Raw genomic sequence first — 16,605 nt, 5'->3', positions numbered from 1 at the left:
CTCGCCACACAGGACAGCCTACTTACCGGGCACCAGGGTCAAGCGCGCCTTGCCGTACGCCCGCTCAAAGTTCTGCGGCTGCAATGGCAGGTTCTGATAGTTCCCCTTGATCCACGGATCAATGCCATTGATGTAGTTCGGGCTGGCGGGGTTGCCAGACTGGCCGGTGCCGCCCTGGATCATCAACGGCTCGGGCTGGCCGAAGTCGACGATGAACCGCATGGCCGGCGCCAGGGTGGTGTTGAAACTCTCGCCCCAGGCGAATGCCGAGCTGTTGAGCGTGGAGGCATCGCCGCCGGCGGGCAGGGGGCCGCGCACGATTTGGCCGCTGCTGTTCTTCCATTCGTAGCGATGCAGCTTGCCCCACTGCCAAGCCTTGTGGTCACCGCCCAACTGGCTGTCGCCAGCAGTGATGGCCGCTGCCAGGCTGCGGGCCAGGATCACGGATTTGTCTTCCTTCTGCGGTGTGCGCACGTCATCCCAGAACGGGCTGTCTTCGCGACCGAGCAAGTGATCGGCCTGGGCCGAGTAGGACAACTGACCGTTGGCGAGCAGCGCTTTCCACGCCGGGCTGCTGTCCGGACCCAGTTCGTCGAGGAAGATCTGCTTCATGCTTTCCTGCAGAAACAGTTCATAAATCGCGGCGTCGGCGGAGCTTGGGCTGAGCCGGCCATCGAAAGCCATCAGCCGGGTATAGGCCTCGCGAGCCTTGGCCCGGTCCGCCACTGTTAGCGCATCGATCGCCTGCTTGAGCGGTTGGGCCATGCCCGGGGCTTCGAAGACTTTCTTGAGCTTGGCGGCAAAGGTCGTGGTCTGGTCATATTGCATGGCAGTCAGGCTGCGGCTGTCGTGCTTGCCGGCCCCGGCCAGCTCGGCTATACGCTCGCCGCGCTCCGGTGCGCCCCAGGAATTGGACAACTGCATGCCGTAGCCGTCGGGAATGACTCGCTGGTTGGCGGCGCCGAGCCAGCCCTGGGCCGGATCCTGATCGTAGGGGTGCAGCATCGGGTCGGCGTAGCCATCCCAATCGTAGCGACCTTCCCAACCGGGCGATGGCAACAGGCCTTCGCCTTCGCGGCGGTTCGGATAGCGCCCGGTAACTTGCCAACCAATGTGGCTGGCGTCGGCAAAGATCATGTTCACCGCGATGGCGCGGATTTCACGGCTGGCATCGGAGGCTTTCTCGACATTCTGCGCTCGGGACAAGTCAAAGAACGCGTCCAGGGTTTTGTCGTCGCTAAAGCTCGGCGTCTGTAAGGCCAGGCCAAGACCGTTGGCCATGGCCGAGCCCTGGACACTGTTGAGCAGCGGGCCGTGGCGGGTCTCATACACCGCTTCGCGAATCGGTCGCTGGCCTTTGATGAAGTAGGTCTCGTTGCGGACCATCACCGGCTGCCATTTGCCGTTGACCTCGTAGGACAGACCATTGCCCTGGCGTCGGATTTTTTCCAGGAACAGGTCCTGGTTGTCGCCCAACACGCTGCTCATGCTCCAGGCCACTTTGCCGTTGAACCCCGCCAGAATCATCGGGATGCCCGCCACGGAAACCCCGGCGGCCTGATACTTGGGCGCACGAATCTGCACAGGAACCCACAGTGACGGCACGCTCAATGGGCCATGGCTGTCGCTGGCCAACAGACTCTTGCCGTTGCGGCTGCGCTGCGGGGCGATGGCCCAGTTGCTGGAGGAAGCAATATTCAGCAAATTCAGTTCGGACAACTGAGCGCTGGCCTTGCTGACTTCGTTGAGGCCCGGGACCTGACCGCTGAGCCGCAGGCCCTGGAGCTTATCGGCCTCGGCCATCGGCAGTTGTTCATCCGGGTACGAGGGGCTCAGCCAGGCCAGCTTGTCCTGGGTGACCGTCTGGGCCAGCACCAAGGCGGCGATTTCTTCCGGCAGGTTGGCCGATTGGCTGAAATTGAGCAGGCAAAACATCAGCGCCGAATCTTGCGGTTTCCAGTATTCGGGTTTGTAGCCGTTGGCGGCCAGATCCGGCGGCAACTTGTCGCGATAGCGGAACAGGTACGCGTTGACGCCGCGGGCATAGACTTCGAAGAAGCGTTTGAGCCGCGGCGAGGAGGCTTTGTACAGCTCGTCGGCGCTTTTCTTCAGGTTGACCGCACGCATGTAGCGATCGACGTCCAGTCGTTCGGCGCCGGACATTTCTGCCAGACGACCCTGAGCCAGCAGGCGCATGGTCACCATCTGGCTGATGCGGTCGCTGGCATGGACGTAGCCGAGGCTGAACAGGGCGTCATGGAAATTGTTGCTCTCGATCAGTGGCATGCCCATGGCATTGCGTCGAACCGAGACGTTCTGCGCCAGCCCCTTGAGCGGTTGCACGCCGGACGTCGGAGGAACCGTGTCCTGGGCGTTCCAGGTCTGGCAACCGCTCAGACCGAGCACACTGGCCACTGCGGCGGCAACGCCGAGCCGGGGGAAGGGAAAAATAGAGGCTGGCGAGGCCATGGCAAAGCTCCTGCGGGAGGGGGGGGCACCGATAAAGGCGCTACGTTAGTGAGCAGGAGGAGGGCGCGCAAGCGGGGGCAGGGGTTATTTGTTGATTTGGCGATGAAAGCCTGCTGTGAGGCTTACCCACAGCAGGGTTTTGGGTGTATCAGGAGGGCTCAGGGCTTGGGCGGGTTGACCTTGTCCACCAGGGCATAGGCCTTGGCAGTGGCCGGGCGCTCCTTGATGCGATTGAACCAGCGCTGCACGTTCGGGAAGTCTTCCAGCCGCTGGCTTTGCCATTGGTGTGAAACGGTCCAGGGATAAATCGCCATGTCGGCAATGCTGTACTCGTTGCCCGCTACAAATTCACGGTCCGCCAGGCGGCGATCCAGCACACCATACAGACGAGCGGTTTCGTCGACATAGCGTTTGATCGCGTAGGGGATTTTTTCCGGGGCGAACCGGCTGAAGTGATGATTCTGCCCGGCCATCGGCCCCAGGCCGCCCATCTGCCAGAACAGCCACTGCAACACTTCTTGCCGTCCGCGCAAATTCTCTGGAATGAACTGGCCGGTTTTTTCCGCCAGGTACAGCAGGATCGCGCCCGACTCGAACAGCGAAATCGGCTCGCCACCATCGGCGGGTTTGTGGTCGATGATCGCCGGAATGCGGTTGTTGGGGGCGATTTTCAGGAAATCGGGCTTGAACTGCTCTGCCTGGCCGATGTTGATCGGGTGCACCTTGTAGGGCATGCCGGCTTCTTCAAGGAACAACGAGATTTTATGGCCGTTGGGCGTGGTCCAGTAATACAGGTCGATCATGGAGGGCTCCAGATAAGACAGCGTGATGGATGGACAACACATGACGGCGGGAGGTCGTCCTGATTGCCGAAAGGCTTGCCTGTAGGAAGAGGTGATGCTCAAGTGTGGAAAATTCAATGACCGAACACGAGAAAACCGGCATGGAGTTACAGAAAAACGCAGCGTTGATTCTTATCGATCAACAAAAAGGCATCCTTCACCCCAGGCTAGGCCCTCGCAACAACCCCGATGCGGAACTGCACATGCTCCAGTTGCTCGATTTCTGGCGACAATCGGCACGGCCGGTGATTCATGTCCACCACCTGTCCCGCTCGCCGGACTCAGTGTTCTGGCCCGGGCAATCGGGCGTGGAGGTTCAGGAGCGGTTCGAGCCGTTAGCCGGGGAAAGGCTGGTTCAAAAGCAGGTGCCGGATGCGTTCTGCGGCACGCGCCTGGAGGCGGACCTGCATGAAGCGGGGATTGGGCAATTGGTGATCGTGGGCGTGGCGACGAACAACTCGGTGGAGTCCACGGCGCGTACGGCCGGCAATCTGGGATTCGACACTTGGGTGGCCGAAGACGCGTGTTTTACCTTCGACAAGGCTGACTATTTCGGCCATGCCCGTTCGGCTGGCGAGGTCCATGCCATGTCGCTGGGCAACTTGCATGGCGAGTATGCGACGGTGGTCAGCGTGAAGGAGATTCTTGCGGCGGGTTGAAACCGAGTGTGTAGGGTTGCCCCAGCCGGTATGGATTAGCCTCAAACGCCCCATCGCGAGCAGGCTGGCTCCCACAGGGCTCAGTGGTGAATCCGGATTTTGTGGTCGCCGCAGGCCCCTGTGGGAGCGAGCCTGCTCGCGAGGACGATTCAACAGGCGAAGATTATCTTCGCCCGGATCATCAAGCGCCGTGACACTTCTTGAATTTCTTGCCATTGCCGCATGGGCAAGGGTCGTTGCGGCCGACATCCTTCAGGGTATTGCGCACCGGTTCCTGGTGGGCGTGGCCACAGTTGGGGCCATGGACATGTCCGTGATCATGATCGTGGTGATGGTCATGATCGTGGTTGCAGTCAGGGCCATGGACGTGGGGTTGCTGGGTCATCGGGGTTACTCCGCAATAAAATCGGCGGCGATTATCACGCCATTGCGCCTCAGGTGCACGTAGTGGGCGATGAATAAACCGGTTTCCAGCTCACCTTCCAGGCGATAGGGGATCTGCTGGCGGGGTTTTTCGAGCATTTTCACCAGCTTGCGTACCTGCGGCCACAGGTTGGTGCGGATCGGAACCCTGAAGTAGCGGCTATGCCCGGGACGCACCGTGAACCAGTGCTCGTGCTCTCCTTCGGTCAGCAACAGGTCGCCCAGATGAATGCGGTAGGTTATGCCGCGCACGGTCAAATCACTGTCGTCGGGGTTGTCCACACGAAAGTGCAGCATGAACTTCTGCTCCACCAGCCGCGCCCGTACCACCTCGACCTTGGTCAGATGCACCTGCGGTTCAGGGGCCTCACCACCTCGCCAGGACGCACAACTGCCGAGCCCGATGAACAGCAGCAGGCAAGTGATGCGCAGCAGATGTGATGAAAGGGTCATGTCCGTGCCTCTGGTTTATCCCAGTCTAGCCTGCTGGCGAGCGCAGCAGTGTCGGACGATTCCGATATCAGCGATTAAAGTAGCCTGCGCAGCACTTCTTGAATTTGTGCCCACTGCCGCACGGGCAGGTGTCGTTGCGTCCGGTCTTGACTGGCACTGTCGGGTCGATGAAGTACCAGCGTGCGCCGTTCTGTACGAAGGATGACTGTTCGCGGTGGCTGTGTTCCCCCTGGCCGTCGTGCCAGCGCGCGGTGAAGGTGACAAAGGCGTGTTCGGGTTGGCCACCGAATACTTCGCTGCTTTCCACCTCCAGTCCGAGCCATGTGCTTTTGGCGCTCCACTCGCTGATGGATTGGCGATCCAGGCCGTCCTGCTGGGCGGGCAAGGTCGTGGCTACCAGATAGTCCACCAATCCCAGCACGTAGGCACTATAACGCGAACGCATCAAGGCTTCGGCGCAGGGCGCCGGGTGACCATCGTGGTAATGGCCGCAGCAGGCGTCCAGTGGGTTGCCACTGCCGCACGGGCAAATGGTTGTGTGCATGCTTGTGTTCACGGCTACCACCAGTATTTTCCAAAGTTTTCCGGGTTGGCCCAAAAGCGTGAGTTGAGCCAGTCAGGGACTTGTTTGTATTCAAGCAGATCGTAGGTAAACAGGGTCAGCACCTGCTCCTCGCGCTGGAATCGCTCACTGGCCTGCAGGGCCAGGGAAAAGAAATCAGTTTCTTGCCAGCCGCAGGCATTGAGGTCCGCCAGCACGGCGATACGGCTGGCGTTGAGATTGCGGATGCCACCCAACAGGTTCAGACCGTCACGTTTGGGCAAATGCTCCAGGCAATCAAGCGCCAAGGCCAGGTCGAAACGCCGCGCCGCCACGTCCGCCGCAAGGGCGCCAGGGGCGGCGTGGACCACTTCAGTATCAGGATGCGCTTGCTGGAACGCCTCAAGGGCAGGGAAGCTGCTGGCCCCGATCAACAGCAGTTTTTTCGGGGCATAACGGTCCAGCACGGCAGCCAGGGCTTGCTGGGGCGTACGGGAAGAAATGGCAACGGTCATCGAAGTTCCTCTGTCAGAGCCGCCACGATAGCCTGCGCGGACCCCATGGCCTAGAGCGGTTTGTGCTTAAACGTATCGATCTACGGCAAATAGGGGGCAAAAACCGCGATAGCGTGATGCTGGCGCGGATGCGGAGTCGGGTCTTTACTCCCCTGAATCGGCGCAAAGCCGATCCCACAAGGAGAAAACCCAATGAGCATAGTTCGCACAGCGTTACCCTTGGTTCTGCTGACCGGTGTGTTGACTGGTTGCGCAGGTTTGCAGAAAACCGATTGGCCGACCTGCGCGGCGGTTGGCGGTGTGACGGGCGCTGGATTGGGCGCCATCGAAAGCACCTCCTGGGCCGGCGGTGGTGCATTGTTTGTCGGCACCATGGCGGCGGCTTATTGCTGGGTGCATGGCGACGGCGATGAGGATGGCGATGGCGTGCCGGACAGCCGCGACAAATGCCCGGGCACGCCTAAGGGCGTGCAAGTCGATGCCGACGGCTGCCCGCCACCGGCACCGGCGCCGATGGTTGAAGAAGTCGTGGTGGTCCAGGAAGAAACCATTGTGATCCGTGACGTGCATTTCGAATTCGACAAGGCCACGCTGACGGCGGCAGACAAGGAGGTCCTGAGCACGATTGCAACCCGACTCAAACAGGAAACGTCCACCGCGCAACTGCGCGTCACCGGCCACACTGACAGCGTCGGCAGCGATGCCTATAACCAGCGCCTGTCTGAACAACGGGCCAACGCGGTGGTGCAATACCTGGTTGAGAGCGGCGTGCCCCGTTCCAGCTTCGTTTCGGTGGAGGGTGCCGGTGAGAGCCAGCCGGTGGCGGACAACAGCACCGCCGATGGTCGGGCCATGAACCGCCGCACGGAGATCAAGATAAATCGCTGAAGCCCCCGTCATCCGCGGCTTGTACAGTCGCGGATGCGGGTCTTTACTCCTGTGTGACCGGTATGGGCCGGTAACACAGGAGCATTCACCATGAACGTTCTACTCAGGGCCGCCTTACCGGTACTGCTGGCGGGCAGTCTGTTGTCAGGTTGTGCCACTCACAGCGATGGCGGCGCACCGCTCAATCAACGCACCTGGCCAGTCTGTAGCTTGATCGGCGGTCTGGTTGGCGGCGGCCTGGGAGCCCTCGAAAGCAGCGGTTGGGCGGCGGGCGGTGCTGCGCTGGGGCTGTTGACCGGCGGCCTGATCTGCTACGCCCAGGATGGCGACGAGGACGATGACGGCGTGTTCGACCGCCGTGACCGTTGTCCCGACACGCCGGCCAATACCCCGGTTGAACATCATGGTTGTCCGTTGCCGCAATACCCGGCCAGCGCTCCGCCGGTTGAACCTCAGGCACCGGCCACGGAAGTGATCACCCTCAACGATGCCGGCAAGGTGCTGTTCGACTTCGATAAATCCGATCTCACTCAAGACGCGCGAAGCCAACTCGATGGGCTGATGAGCAAATTGAGTCATGCCAATGTCGCCAGCATCCGCGTGGTGGGGCACACCGACAGCGTCGGCACTGATGCCTACAACCAGGGGCTGTCCGAGCGCCGAGCAAGCAGCGTGGTGGAATATCTGCTTACTCAGGGGCTTTCACCGGACAAGCTCACCAGTGAAGGCAAGGGTGAAAGCGAGCCGGTGGCCGACAACGAGACCGATGAGGGGCGGGCGCAGAATCGTCGGGTTGAGTTGCATATCCAGCGCTGAGCCGCGTGCCAGAGCCGTCGGGTCGCCAGTGGGGCGACCCGACGAGTCGAGGTTTGCGTCAGATTAAATTTGCCCTGGCCTCTGGCTTATTCTGCGCGCAAGCCGTTACTGTGCGTGCAAAGAATAATACTTACCGGGGGGATGTATGAAGCTNGGGGCGCCCCGACGAGTCGAGGTTTGCGTCAGATTAAATTTGCCCTGGCCTCTGGCTTATTCTGCGCGCAAGCCGTTACTGTGCGTGCAAAGAATAATACTTACCGGGGGGATGTATGAAGCTGTTATGGGCGCTGGGGCGCTTGTTGACCCTGCTGTTCTGGCTGGTGGTGCTGGTCAACCTGGTCATGCCGTTCGTTCATCCGCTGCATCTGCTGGTCAATTTTGGCGCAGCGATATTGCTGGCGATCCATTTGCTGGAACTGGTGTTGTTTCGAGCCAGCTTGCGCGGCCGGCCAGCTTCAGGCCGTGATCGCCTGCGAGTGCTGCTGTTCGGCATCTTCCACCTGCAAACCCTCCCGATCGCCGCCGAGGCTTCCCATGCGTAAATTGTGTCTGCTTGTCGCACTCGTGTGCCCCTGGGCCAGTGCCCAAGTGATCCAGGTCGAAACCCATTCCTTGATGCGTCTGCCCAATACCACCAGCGCCCTGACACTGGAACGGCTGGAGGTGGCCGATTACGGCACGTTGCTGGTGCCTGCCAACGTCACTGAATTGACCATTGGCCAACTGCACCTGGGGCGCGAAGCACGGATCGCCATCGTGCCTGGGCAACAGACACTGCAGATAAAAGTTGCCGAGGGCGAACTGGCCGACGGCAGTCAGATCACGGCTCGGGGCGCGCCCGGAACCTATACCAAAGCGGCACGACCGGGACGTGATCTCAATCTGCGCTTCAATGCCTTGAATGCGCCATTGTTGTCGGTGGATGCCCGCGGTGGAACCGGTGCGCCAGGTTACGTGGGCCTCGATGGCGCCAACGGCCAGGCGCCGGGTTGTACGTGGGGGGCAGCCGGTCGCGGTGCCGACGGCAGCAATGGCAGTGACGGCCAGCCGGGTGCGGCGGGTGCGCAGGTGCGTCTCGAACTGCCCCGTGATTATCCCGATGAGCAGATCAAGGTTACGGTGGAGGGTGGCGCGGGCGGCGCCGCTGGAGCCGGAGGTAAACCCGGCGCTGGCGGCAAGGCCAAGGGGTGCTTCGTCTATACCGCCGACGGTGGCAAAAGCGGTCGCCCTGGTGCCGATGGCCAGCCGGGACCAGCCGGAGCAGCGGGGGCGGTGACGGTGCAGCGATTCTAAGAGGACTGAGCTCGAGAACTGTGGGAGCGAGCCTGCTCGCGATGGCAGGGTATCAGTCAACCTTGATGTGACTGACCCACCGTTATCGCGAGCAGGCTCGCTCCCACCAGGGGATACGCTAAGTTCAGAACATCGGCCGCGCCGCGCCAATCGCCACCACCAGCAACCCGATCAACAGATTAATCCCCACCAACTGCCGGATTTTCCCCAGTACCGCCGCGCCCGTCGGCCAGTCCTGGGCTGCTACGGCCTTGCGCAGGGCCGGCAATTGCAATCCCTGGATGCGGATAAACAGCGCCGTCATCACCACATACAAGCCGATCATGATCTGCACATAACGTGGCGCGGTCTCGAAGCCGGCAAAGCGCATGTGGATCAGGCCTACGCCGCTGATCGGCAAAAGCACCACTGCGACCCAGACCCAAACGAAAAAACGCTGAAACACTTCTGTCCATAATTTGAGCCGGGCCGGCCCCTCAAGGGCCGCGATTGCGGCGGGGCGCAGGATCATCCAGGCGAAGAACATACCGCCGACCCAGACCAGGGCCGCCAGTAAATGCAGGGTGTAGACGAGGGCAAAGGGTGTCATTGAGTTACTCCGTTCTGCGCAGGATTGATTAGCGGGGTATGATAGCCGCCGATCCGAACCACTGAAAATTTATCCAGCGTTTTTAGCGCCCGACCATTCATGATCAGCACCGAACTCAAAACCACGATCCAGGGCGCCTATTCGCGTTTTCTCGAAGCCAAGAGCCTCAAGCCGCGATATGGCCAGCGCCTGATGATTGCCGAAGTGGCAAAAGTCCTGGGTGACATCGACACCGACGACGAAGGCCGGCGCAGTGGCGAGCCTGCCGTCGTGGCGGTGGAGGCCGGCACCGGCACCGGCAAGACCGTGGCCTACAGCCTGGCGGCAATCCCCACCGCCAAGGCCGCCGGCAAACGCCTGGTGATCGCCACGGCCACGATCGCCTTGCAGGAGCAGATCGTTTTCAAGGACCTGCCTGACCTGATGCGCAACAGCGGGCTGAATTTCAGCTTCGCCCTGGCCAAGGGTCGTGGGCGCTACATGTGCCTGTCCAAGCTCGACATGTTGCTTCAGGAAGGCCAGGCGCAGACCGCCACGGCCCAGTTGTTCGAGGAAGAAGGCTTCAAGATCGAAGTCGATGAGGCCAGTCAGAAGCTGTTTACCAGCATGATCGAAAAGCTGGCCGGCAATAAATGGGACGGCGACCGCGACAGCTGGTCCACCGCCCTGGAAGACGCCGACTGGTCACGCCTGACTACCGATCACAGCCAGTGCACCAACCGTCATTGCCCGAACTTCGGCCAGTGCGCCTTTTACAAGGCCCGCGAAGGCATGGGCAAGGTCGACGTCATTGTCACCAACCACGACATGGTCCTGGCCGACCTGGCCCTGGGCGGTGGCGCGGTGCTGCCGGATCCGCATGACACGATCTATGTGTTCGACGAAGGTCACCACCTGCCGGACAAGGCCATCGGCCATTTCGCCCATTACACCCGGCTGCGCTCCACCGCTGACTGGCTGGAAACCACCGCCAAGAACCTCACCAAGCTGTTGGCCCAACACCCGCTGCCGGGTGACCTGGGCAAGTTCATCGAGCAGGTGCCCGAGCTGGCCCGTGAAATCAAGACGAACCAGCAGTTCATGTTCAGTGCCTGCGAACAAGTGGCGGATTTCAAGCCCGGCGAAGACGTCGAGGGTCGTGATCGACCTCGCCATCGCTTTGTCGGCGGCGTCATACCCGAGCACATGCGCGAGATGGGCATCGAGCTCAAGAAAGGCTTTGCCCGTCTGACCGACCTGTTCACCCGTCTGACCGACCTGCTCAAGGAAGGCATGGATGGCGAGGTCAATATCGGTATCGCCAGCAACCAGGCCGAGGAGTGGTACCCGTTGTTCGGCAGTCTGCTGTCCCGCTCCCAGGGTAACTGGGAGTTGTGGACCGCGTTCACGACTGAAGACCCGGAAGACAACCCGCCGATGGCGCGTTGGTTGACCCTGGCCGAAAGCGGCTCGCTGTTCGACATCGAGGTCAATGCCAGCCCGATCCTGGCGGCGGAAATGCTGCGTCGCAACCTGTGGAATGTGGCCTACGGCGCGCTGGTGACTTCCGCCACGCTGACCGCCCTGGGCACGTTCGACCGTTTCCGCATGCGCGCCGGCCTGCCGAAAAAAGCCGTGACCGCCGTGGTTCCGAGCCCCTTCCATCATGCCGACGCCGGCGTGCTGCGGGTCCCGGACCTCAAGGCTGATCCGCGGGATGCCGCCGCCCACACCGCGGCGATTATTCGCGACCTGCCGGAACTGGTGGAAGGCTCGCGGGGCACCCTGGTGCTGTTTTCCTCGCGCAAACAGATGCAGGACGTGTTCGACGGCCTCGACCGCGACTGGCGCAAGCAAGTGTTCATCCAAGGCAACCTGTCCAAGCAGGAAACCCTGAACAAGCACAAAGCGCGGGTCGATGGCGGCGATTCCAGCGTGCTGTTCGGCCTGGCGAGTTTTGCCGAAGGCGTGGATTTGCCCGGTGCCTACTGTGAGCATGTGGTGATCGCCAAGATCCCGTTTTCGGTTCCGGACGACCCGGTGGAAGCCGCGTTGGCCGAATGGATCGAGGCCCGCGGTGGTAACCCGTTCATGGAAATCTCCGTGCCGGACGCCTCGCTGAAACTGGTCCAGGCCTGTGGTCGATTGCTGCGCACCGAAGAAGACCGCGGCACCATCACCTTGCTCGACCGCCGACTGGTGACCCAGCGCTACGGCAAGGCGATCCTCAACGCCCTGCCACCGTTTCGGCGGGAGATATCCTAGCCTCCCGGTGATTTTTGACTGAGGAGGTCTCTGTGGCGAGGGGATTTAGCGAAACGGGCAGTGTCAGTCCGGTCAGCCGTCTTGCGGCGGTTCCCAAAAACCTCAATGGCTGAAACAATGCAGGCCACTTCAAAAAAGTGTTTGTTTCAAGGGAGTTGCGGGTGCAGATTCAAGGCCATTATGAGCTTCAATTCGAGGCGGTGCGTGAAGCCTTCGCCGCGCTGTTCGACGATCCTCAGGAGCGCGGCGCGGCGTTGTGCATTCAGGTTGGTGGCCGCACGGTCATCGATCTGTGGGCCGGCACGGCCGACAAGGATGGCAGTGAGGCCTGGCACAGCGACACCATCGCCAATCTGTTTTCCTGCACCAAGACGTTCACCGCCGTCACCGCCCTGCAACTGGTGGCCGAAGGCAAGCTGCAGCTGGACGCCCCTGTCGCCCGCTACTGGCCTGAGTTCGCGGCAGCCGGCAAGCAAGCCGTCACGCTCCGTCAGTTGCTTTGCCACCAGGCCGGGTTGCCGGCGTTACGTGAATTGCTGGCGCCCGAAGCACTTTATAACTGGCAGACCATGGTCGATGCTCTGGCCGCTGAAGCGCCCTGGTGGACGCCGGGAGACGGTCACGGCTACGCGGCGATCACTTATGGCTGGCTGGTCGGCGAACTGCTGCGCAGGGCTGACGGTCGTGGGCCGGGGGCATCCATCGTGGCCCGTATTGCCAAGCCGTTGGGCCTGGATTTTCACGTCGGCCTGGCTGATGAAGAGTTTCATCGCGTGGCCCACATCGCTCGCGGCAAAGGCAATGTGGGGGATGCGGCGGCCCAGCGCCTTTTACAAGTAACGATGCGCGAACCCACGGCCATGACTACCCGGGCCTTTACTAACCCGCCCTCGATCATGACCAGCACCAATAAGCCAGAGTGGCGGCGCATGGAACAACCGGCGGCCAACGGCCATGGTAACGCCCGTAGCCTGGCCGGGTTTTATGCCGGCCTGCTGGACGGCAGCCTGCTGGAGGGCGAAATGCTCGACGAACTGACTCGCCAGCACAGCTTCGGCGAGGACAAGACATTGTTGACCCAGACCCGTTTCGGCCTGGGTTGCATGCTCGATCAGCCGGATGTACCGAACGCGACCTACGGCCTCGGCCCTCGGGCATTCGGTCATCCTGGGGCAGGGGGCTCCATCGGTTTTGCCGACCCGGAGCACGATGTGGCTTTTGGCTTTGTGACAAACACCCTCGGGCCATACGTTTTGATGGATCCGCGGGCGCAGAACCTTGCGCGGGTACTTGCCACTTGTCTATAAAACGTTAGCGAAGGCGGCGGGCACAGGAACCTCGTGTTCCTTTCAGTTTCCAACCGTCTGTTTATGCGGCCCGAACATGGCCTTTGTTTTTTTACATCATTTTGTGGATATCCAATGTCATTGAATAAATCTTTCGCTCTGGCGCTGTGCTTCGCTATCACCGGTTGCGCACAAACCCCACAAAATGATGCCGAGGGCGGCAGTGGCTGGTGGCCGTTCGGCGCCTCCGACAAGGTCGCGGCCAAAGAACCGACGTCAGCGGCGCCGCTGAAACCGGCTGCCGTCGCGCCACAAGCCAAGGCCGAGGGTGCCACTCACTGGTGGTGGCCGTTTTCTTCCGATGACGCCGCCGACGGCGTCGCCAAAAAAGTCGACGCCAAACCTGAAGTCAAGACGCCGGTTACCGTCGCCAAGGCTGAAGCTGAAAGCAACGGCAAGTGGTGGTGGCCATTCGGCGGTAAAGATCAGGAAACCGCCAAGACGGTGCCGATGCCGGATCCGAAAGTCACCCAGGCTTGGCTCGACGACTACGAGCCGAAATTGCGCACGGCCATCAAGGACAGCAAGCTCGAACTTGAACGCCGCGACGACGTGCTGGTGGTCACCGCACCGGTGGACGGCTCCTTCAACCCGGATCGTCCGGCCATGCTGCTGCCGGTGAGCCTCGGCCCGTTCACCCGCGTTGCGAAAATTCTGGAAGCTGATCCGAAAACAGCCGTGCTGATCCTCGGCCACGCCGACACGTCGGGCGCCGCGCCGGTCAACCTGAAGCTCAGCCAGGAACGCGCCCAATCCGTGGCGGCGATTTTCCGTCTCAGCGGCTTGCAGCGTGATCGCCTGATGCTGCGTGGCATGGGTTCGGTTGCGCCCCGTGCCGCCAATGACAGCGTTGAAGGTCGCGCTTTGAATCGTCGTGTCGAGCTGCTGGTCACGCCGCAAAACACCATGGTTGCGCTGCTGAGCAAGTACAACATGCCGGCCCCGGCGCCAGTAAGGTTGGTGGCGGTCCAGGACGTGAAACCTGCGGCTTTGGCGCCAGCGCCCGCGCCGGCGGCTAACAAGTCCAAGGCTGTTGCCAGCAAAAAAGCGCCGGCCAAGAAGGCTGTCGCCAAGGCTCCTGCCAAAAAAGCCCCGGCCAAGAAAGCGCCGGTGGCGAAGAAGCAGCAACCGACCAAAGCCGCTACCGATGCCAAGAAAGTCGCGGCTGCCGATGCATCCAAGCAGTGATGGGCTAACTACAAGGAACGCGCCATGACCCAGACGCTGGCTGATATGCGCCGCGACTACACCCGCGATGGCCTGACCGAGGCGCAGGCCCCGGCCGAGCCGTTCGCGCTGTTCCACCAGTGGTTCGCCGACGCGGTGAAAACCGAACAGGCGCCGGTGGAGGCCAACGCCATGACCTTGGCGACCGTGGATGCCGATGGGCGCCCGCACTGCCGGATCCTGCTGCTCAAGGGGCTCGATGCCCAAGGCTTCACGTTCTTCACCAACTACGAGAGCGCCAAGGGTCAGCAACTGGCCGCGAACCCGTTCGCGGCCATGACATTTTTCTGGCCGACGCTGGAGCGTCAGGTGCGTATCGAGGGCAAGGTGCAGAAGGTCACGGCGCAAGAGTCGGACGCCTATTATCAGGTACGGCCATTGGGCAGTCGCCTCGGGGCCTGGGCTTCACCTCAAAGCCGGGTGATTGCGGGTCGAGGTGAGCTGGAAGACTTGCTCAAGGCCACCGAACAACGCTTCAGTGACAGCCAGCCTCACTGCCCGGAGCATTGGGGGGGCTATCGTCTGCTGCCCGAGCGTATCGAATTCTGGCAGGGACGGGCCAGCCGTCTGCATGATCGCCTCAACTACCGCCTGCAAGAGGCGAGCTGGATCCGCGAGCGTCTGGCGCCTTAGCCCTGGGTATACCCTGCCGCCGCGGCCTGAAGCCATTGCGGCAGGTCGCGCCGCTTGATCCCTTGCTTCTGGGCGTGGGCCAATTGTTGCAGCATGTAAGTTTTTTTCAGCTCATCCTGCCCCGCCAAAGACAGCGCCAGATCGCGGTCCATCCAGCGTTTGATCCGCACGTACAGCCACCAATGAAAGTACAAACCGGCGACGGTGGTAGCGGCTATGATGAAATAATCCATGAGAAATCCTCAGGCCAGTGACGCGGATAGCGGAAATTGGCGCTACTGTTTGGGTGAATTTTTCGGGCGAGTCTGTATCCCACCTGAATGAAAACAATTTTATCCCGGCGAGGCCGTGACAGGCGTCAAGCTGCGGAGTTTAATGAATACCTGTCTTTTGGAGTTTGATGCTATGCGTAAGTCTGTTTTGCTGGTTGCTTCCTTTTCCACGATGGCGATGTTGCTCACTGGCTGTCAGTCGAGCCTGACCGGTGACTCCTATTCCCGTGACGAAGCGCGTCGCGTGCAGACGATTCGCATGGGGACCATTGAAGCCTTGCGTCCGGTCAAGATCGAAGGCACCAAGACCCCGATCGGCGGCGCGGCGGGTGCGGTGGTAGGTGGTGTGGGTGGCAGCGCCATCGGTGGTGGCCGTGGCAGTATCGTTGCTGCCGTGATCGGCGCCGTGGCCGGCGGCCTGATCGGCTCCGCGACCGAAGAAGGCCTGACCCGTACCCAGGGTGTGGAAATCACCGTTCGCGAAGACGACGGCAGCATGCGCGCCTATGTGCAGCAGGTTCAGGAAAACGAAGTGTTCCGTGTGGGTGAGCGGGTTCGTATTTCCACTGTGGATGGTACGAGCCGCGTATCGCACTAAGCTGGAATCGCTAAGAGAAAATCGCGCTTTTTCCTGAACGGGGAGGCGCGATTTTTTTTATGGCTTCGTTTCGGGGGGCGCGCGGCGTGTATATCCGTTTCTTCGGTAACGGCTGCTTATGGTTCCGCTCTTACAGCGGCTCACTTTTGAAGAGCGCAAAAGTAAGCAAAACGCTTCTGCCCACCACTCGGCACCTCGCTTAGGCTCGGTGTGCCTGAACGAAGGCATTGCTCCGTGGGCCGCCGCGAAGGGCCATCCATGGCCCAGCGCGGCTAACCCGGCATCCATGCCGGGTTGCCCACTGCGCAATACCTTCGTTCAGCCAGCGTGGTTAACGGGGCGTCCAAGATCAACGTCCACCGCGAGGCGGCCTTATAGCCGGCCTGATTCTTGGTGGGACCGCGTTTCTCCTGTGGGAGCGGGCTTGCTCACGCAAGCGGTATCACAGTCGATGAAGATGTTGGGTGTGTTGGCCTTTTCGCGAACAAGCCCGCTCCCTCAGTGGTTCTGTGTTGGATATAAATTTGTGCTCACTGAAAGATCGAATGTGGGAGCGAGCCTGCTCGCGATGACGGCATCCAATTCAATCGCTATGTAACTGAACTATCGCAAGACTGAGAAGGCGGCTACACAGTTGACGAAGATGTTGCATGTGTCGACCTCTTCGCGAGCAGGCTCGCTCCCACAGGAAAAACGCGATCATCAAAAAAAACAGGTCGGCTATAAGGCCGCCTCGCGGAGGACGTTGATCTTGGACGCCCCGTTAACCACGCTGGCCGAACGCAGGCATTGTGGAG

General features: G+C 61.2%; 18 protein-coding genes. 10 read left to right on the top strand and 8 right to left on the bottom strand.

What is annotated here, in order from left to right; translation table 11 throughout:
• Positions 1–18: 18 nt before the first annotated feature.
• On the bottom strand, positions 19–2,469 hold the full coding sequence (locus MKS85_RS09150; protein WP_310662819.1) for a penicillin acylase family protein: 2,451 nt from the start codon (positions 2,467–2,469) through the stop codon (positions 19–21).
• Between the two features lie 158 nt (positions 2,470–2,627).
• Positions 2,628–3,272 (bottom strand): glutathione binding-like protein, encoded by a 645-nt coding sequence (locus MKS85_RS09145; protein ID WP_047228414.1) that lies wholly within the window; start codon positions 3,270–3,272, stop codon positions 2,628–2,630.
• Between the two features lie 140 nt (positions 3,273–3,412).
• Here MKS85_RS09145 and MKS85_RS09140 point away from each other — a divergent pair, with 140 nt between their 5' ends.
• Positions 3,413–3,970, top strand: coding sequence for a cysteine hydrolase family protein (locus MKS85_RS09140; protein ID WP_188251300.1), 558 nt, complete (start codon positions 3,413–3,415; stop codon positions 3,968–3,970).
• Between the two features lie 181 nt (positions 3,971–4,151).
• Here MKS85_RS09140 and MKS85_RS09135 read toward each other — a convergent pair whose 3' ends face one another.
• From MKS85_RS09135 to MKS85_RS09120, 4 genes are all read right to left on the bottom strand, one after another.
• Positions 4,152–4,355: an SEC-C metal-binding domain-containing protein gene (locus MKS85_RS09135; protein WP_047228413.1), complete on the bottom strand. Its 204-nt coding sequence runs from the start codon at positions 4,353–4,355 to the stop codon at positions 4,152–4,154.
• A 5-nt stretch (positions 4,356–4,360) separates the two neighbouring features.
• The gene (locus tag MKS85_RS09130) at positions 4,361–4,846 is read right to left on the bottom strand and encodes an LEA type 2 family protein (protein WP_160891705.1); all 486 of its coding nucleotides are present in this window, start codon (positions 4,844–4,846) and stop codon (positions 4,361–4,363) included.
• Positions 4,847–4,913: 67 nt separating this feature from the next.
• Complete coding sequence (locus tag MKS85_RS09125; protein ID WP_047228411.1) at positions 4,914–5,390, bottom strand: YchJ family protein; 477 nt, start codon at positions 5,388–5,390, stop codon at positions 4,914–4,916.
• A 14-nt stretch (positions 5,391–5,404) separates the two neighbouring features.
• Positions 5,405–5,902 (bottom strand): DUF6231 family protein, encoded by a 498-nt coding sequence (locus tag MKS85_RS09120; protein WP_047228410.1) that lies wholly within the window; start codon positions 5,900–5,902, stop codon positions 5,405–5,407.
• A gap of 192 nt (positions 5,903–6,094) precedes the next feature.
• On the opposite strand from MKS85_RS09120, the gene MKS85_RS09115 reads away from it, so the two are divergent.
• The 4 genes from MKS85_RS09115 to MKS85_RS09100 all read left to right on the top strand — a co-directional run bounded on the left by MKS85_RS09115 (position 6,095) and on the right by MKS85_RS09100 (position 8,899).
• Complete coding sequence (locus MKS85_RS09115; RefSeq protein WP_047228409.1) at positions 6,095–6,790, top strand: OmpA family protein; 696 nt, start codon at positions 6,095–6,097, stop codon at positions 6,788–6,790.
• Positions 6,791–6,880: 90 nt separating this feature from the next.
• Positions 6,881–7,606 carry an OmpA family protein gene (locus tag MKS85_RS09110; protein ID WP_139051004.1) on the top strand — a complete coding sequence of 242 codons (726 nt, stop codon included), beginning with the start codon at positions 6,881–6,883 and terminating at the stop codon, positions 7,604–7,606.
• A 269-nt stretch (positions 7,607–7,875) separates the two neighbouring features.
• Complete coding sequence (locus MKS85_RS09105) at positions 7,876–8,148, top strand: DUF1145 domain-containing protein (protein WP_139051003.1); 273 nt, start codon at positions 7,876–7,878, stop codon at positions 8,146–8,148.
• Positions 8,141–8,899 (top strand): collagen-like protein, encoded by a 759-nt coding sequence (locus MKS85_RS09100; protein ID WP_310662818.1) that lies wholly within the window; start codon positions 8,141–8,143, stop codon positions 8,897–8,899. The genes MKS85_RS09105 and MKS85_RS09100 overlap by 8 nt, the downstream gene beginning before the upstream one ends.
• A gap of 124 nt (positions 8,900–9,023) precedes the next feature.
• On the opposite strand, the gene MKS85_RS09095 is transcribed toward MKS85_RS09100, so the two are convergent.
• On the bottom strand, positions 9,024–9,488 hold the full coding sequence (locus tag MKS85_RS09095) for a CopD family protein (protein ID WP_047228405.1): 465 nt from the start codon (positions 9,486–9,488) through the stop codon (positions 9,024–9,026).
• Between the two features lie 99 nt (positions 9,489–9,587).
• Between MKS85_RS09095 and dinG the strand changes: the two genes are divergently transcribed.
• The 4 genes from dinG to pdxH all read left to right on the top strand — a co-directional run bounded on the left by dinG (position 9,588) and on the right by pdxH (position 14,938).
• On the top strand, positions 9,588–11,732 hold the full coding sequence (dinG, locus tag MKS85_RS09090) for an ATP-dependent DNA helicase DinG (RefSeq protein WP_310662817.1): 2,145 nt from the start codon (positions 9,588–9,590) through the stop codon (positions 11,730–11,732).
• A 161-nt stretch (positions 11,733–11,893) separates the two neighbouring features.
• The gene (locus MKS85_RS09085) at positions 11,894–13,039 is read left to right on the top strand and encodes a serine hydrolase domain-containing protein (protein WP_047228403.1); all 1,146 of its coding nucleotides are present in this window, start codon (positions 11,894–11,896) and stop codon (positions 13,037–13,039) included.
• A gap of 114 nt (positions 13,040–13,153) precedes the next feature.
• Entirely contained in the window at positions 13,154–14,266 is a 1,113-nt protein-coding gene (locus tag MKS85_RS09080; protein WP_173407316.1) for an OmpA family protein, read from the top strand.
• Between the two features lie 24 nt (positions 14,267–14,290).
• Positions 14,291–14,938 (top strand): pyridoxamine 5'-phosphate oxidase, encoded by a 648-nt coding sequence (gene pdxH / locus MKS85_RS09075; protein ID WP_047228401.1) that lies wholly within the window; start codon positions 14,291–14,293, stop codon positions 14,936–14,938.
• Here the strand turns inward: pdxH and MKS85_RS09070 are convergent.
• Entirely contained in the window at positions 14,935–15,171 is a 237-nt protein-coding gene (locus MKS85_RS09070; RefSeq protein WP_107321608.1) for a hypothetical protein, read from the bottom strand. The two genes, pdxH and MKS85_RS09070, sit on opposite strands and share 4 nt — an antisense overlap.
• Before the next feature lie 172 nt (positions 15,172–15,343).
• Between MKS85_RS09070 and MKS85_RS09065 the strand changes: the two genes are divergently transcribed.
• Positions 15,344–15,808, top strand: coding sequence for a glycine zipper 2TM domain-containing protein (locus tag MKS85_RS09065; protein WP_047228399.1), 465 nt, complete (start codon positions 15,344–15,346; stop codon positions 15,806–15,808).
• Positions 15,809–16,605 lie beyond the last annotated feature (797 nt).

Origin of the sequence: Pseudomonas sp. JL2 (genome assembly GCF_031570495.1) — a bacterium.
GTDB lineage: Bacteria > Pseudomonadota > Gammaproteobacteria > Pseudomonadales > Pseudomonadaceae > Aquipseudomonas > Aquipseudomonas rhizophila.
This window is presented reverse-complemented; position numbering and strand designations above follow the sequence as displayed.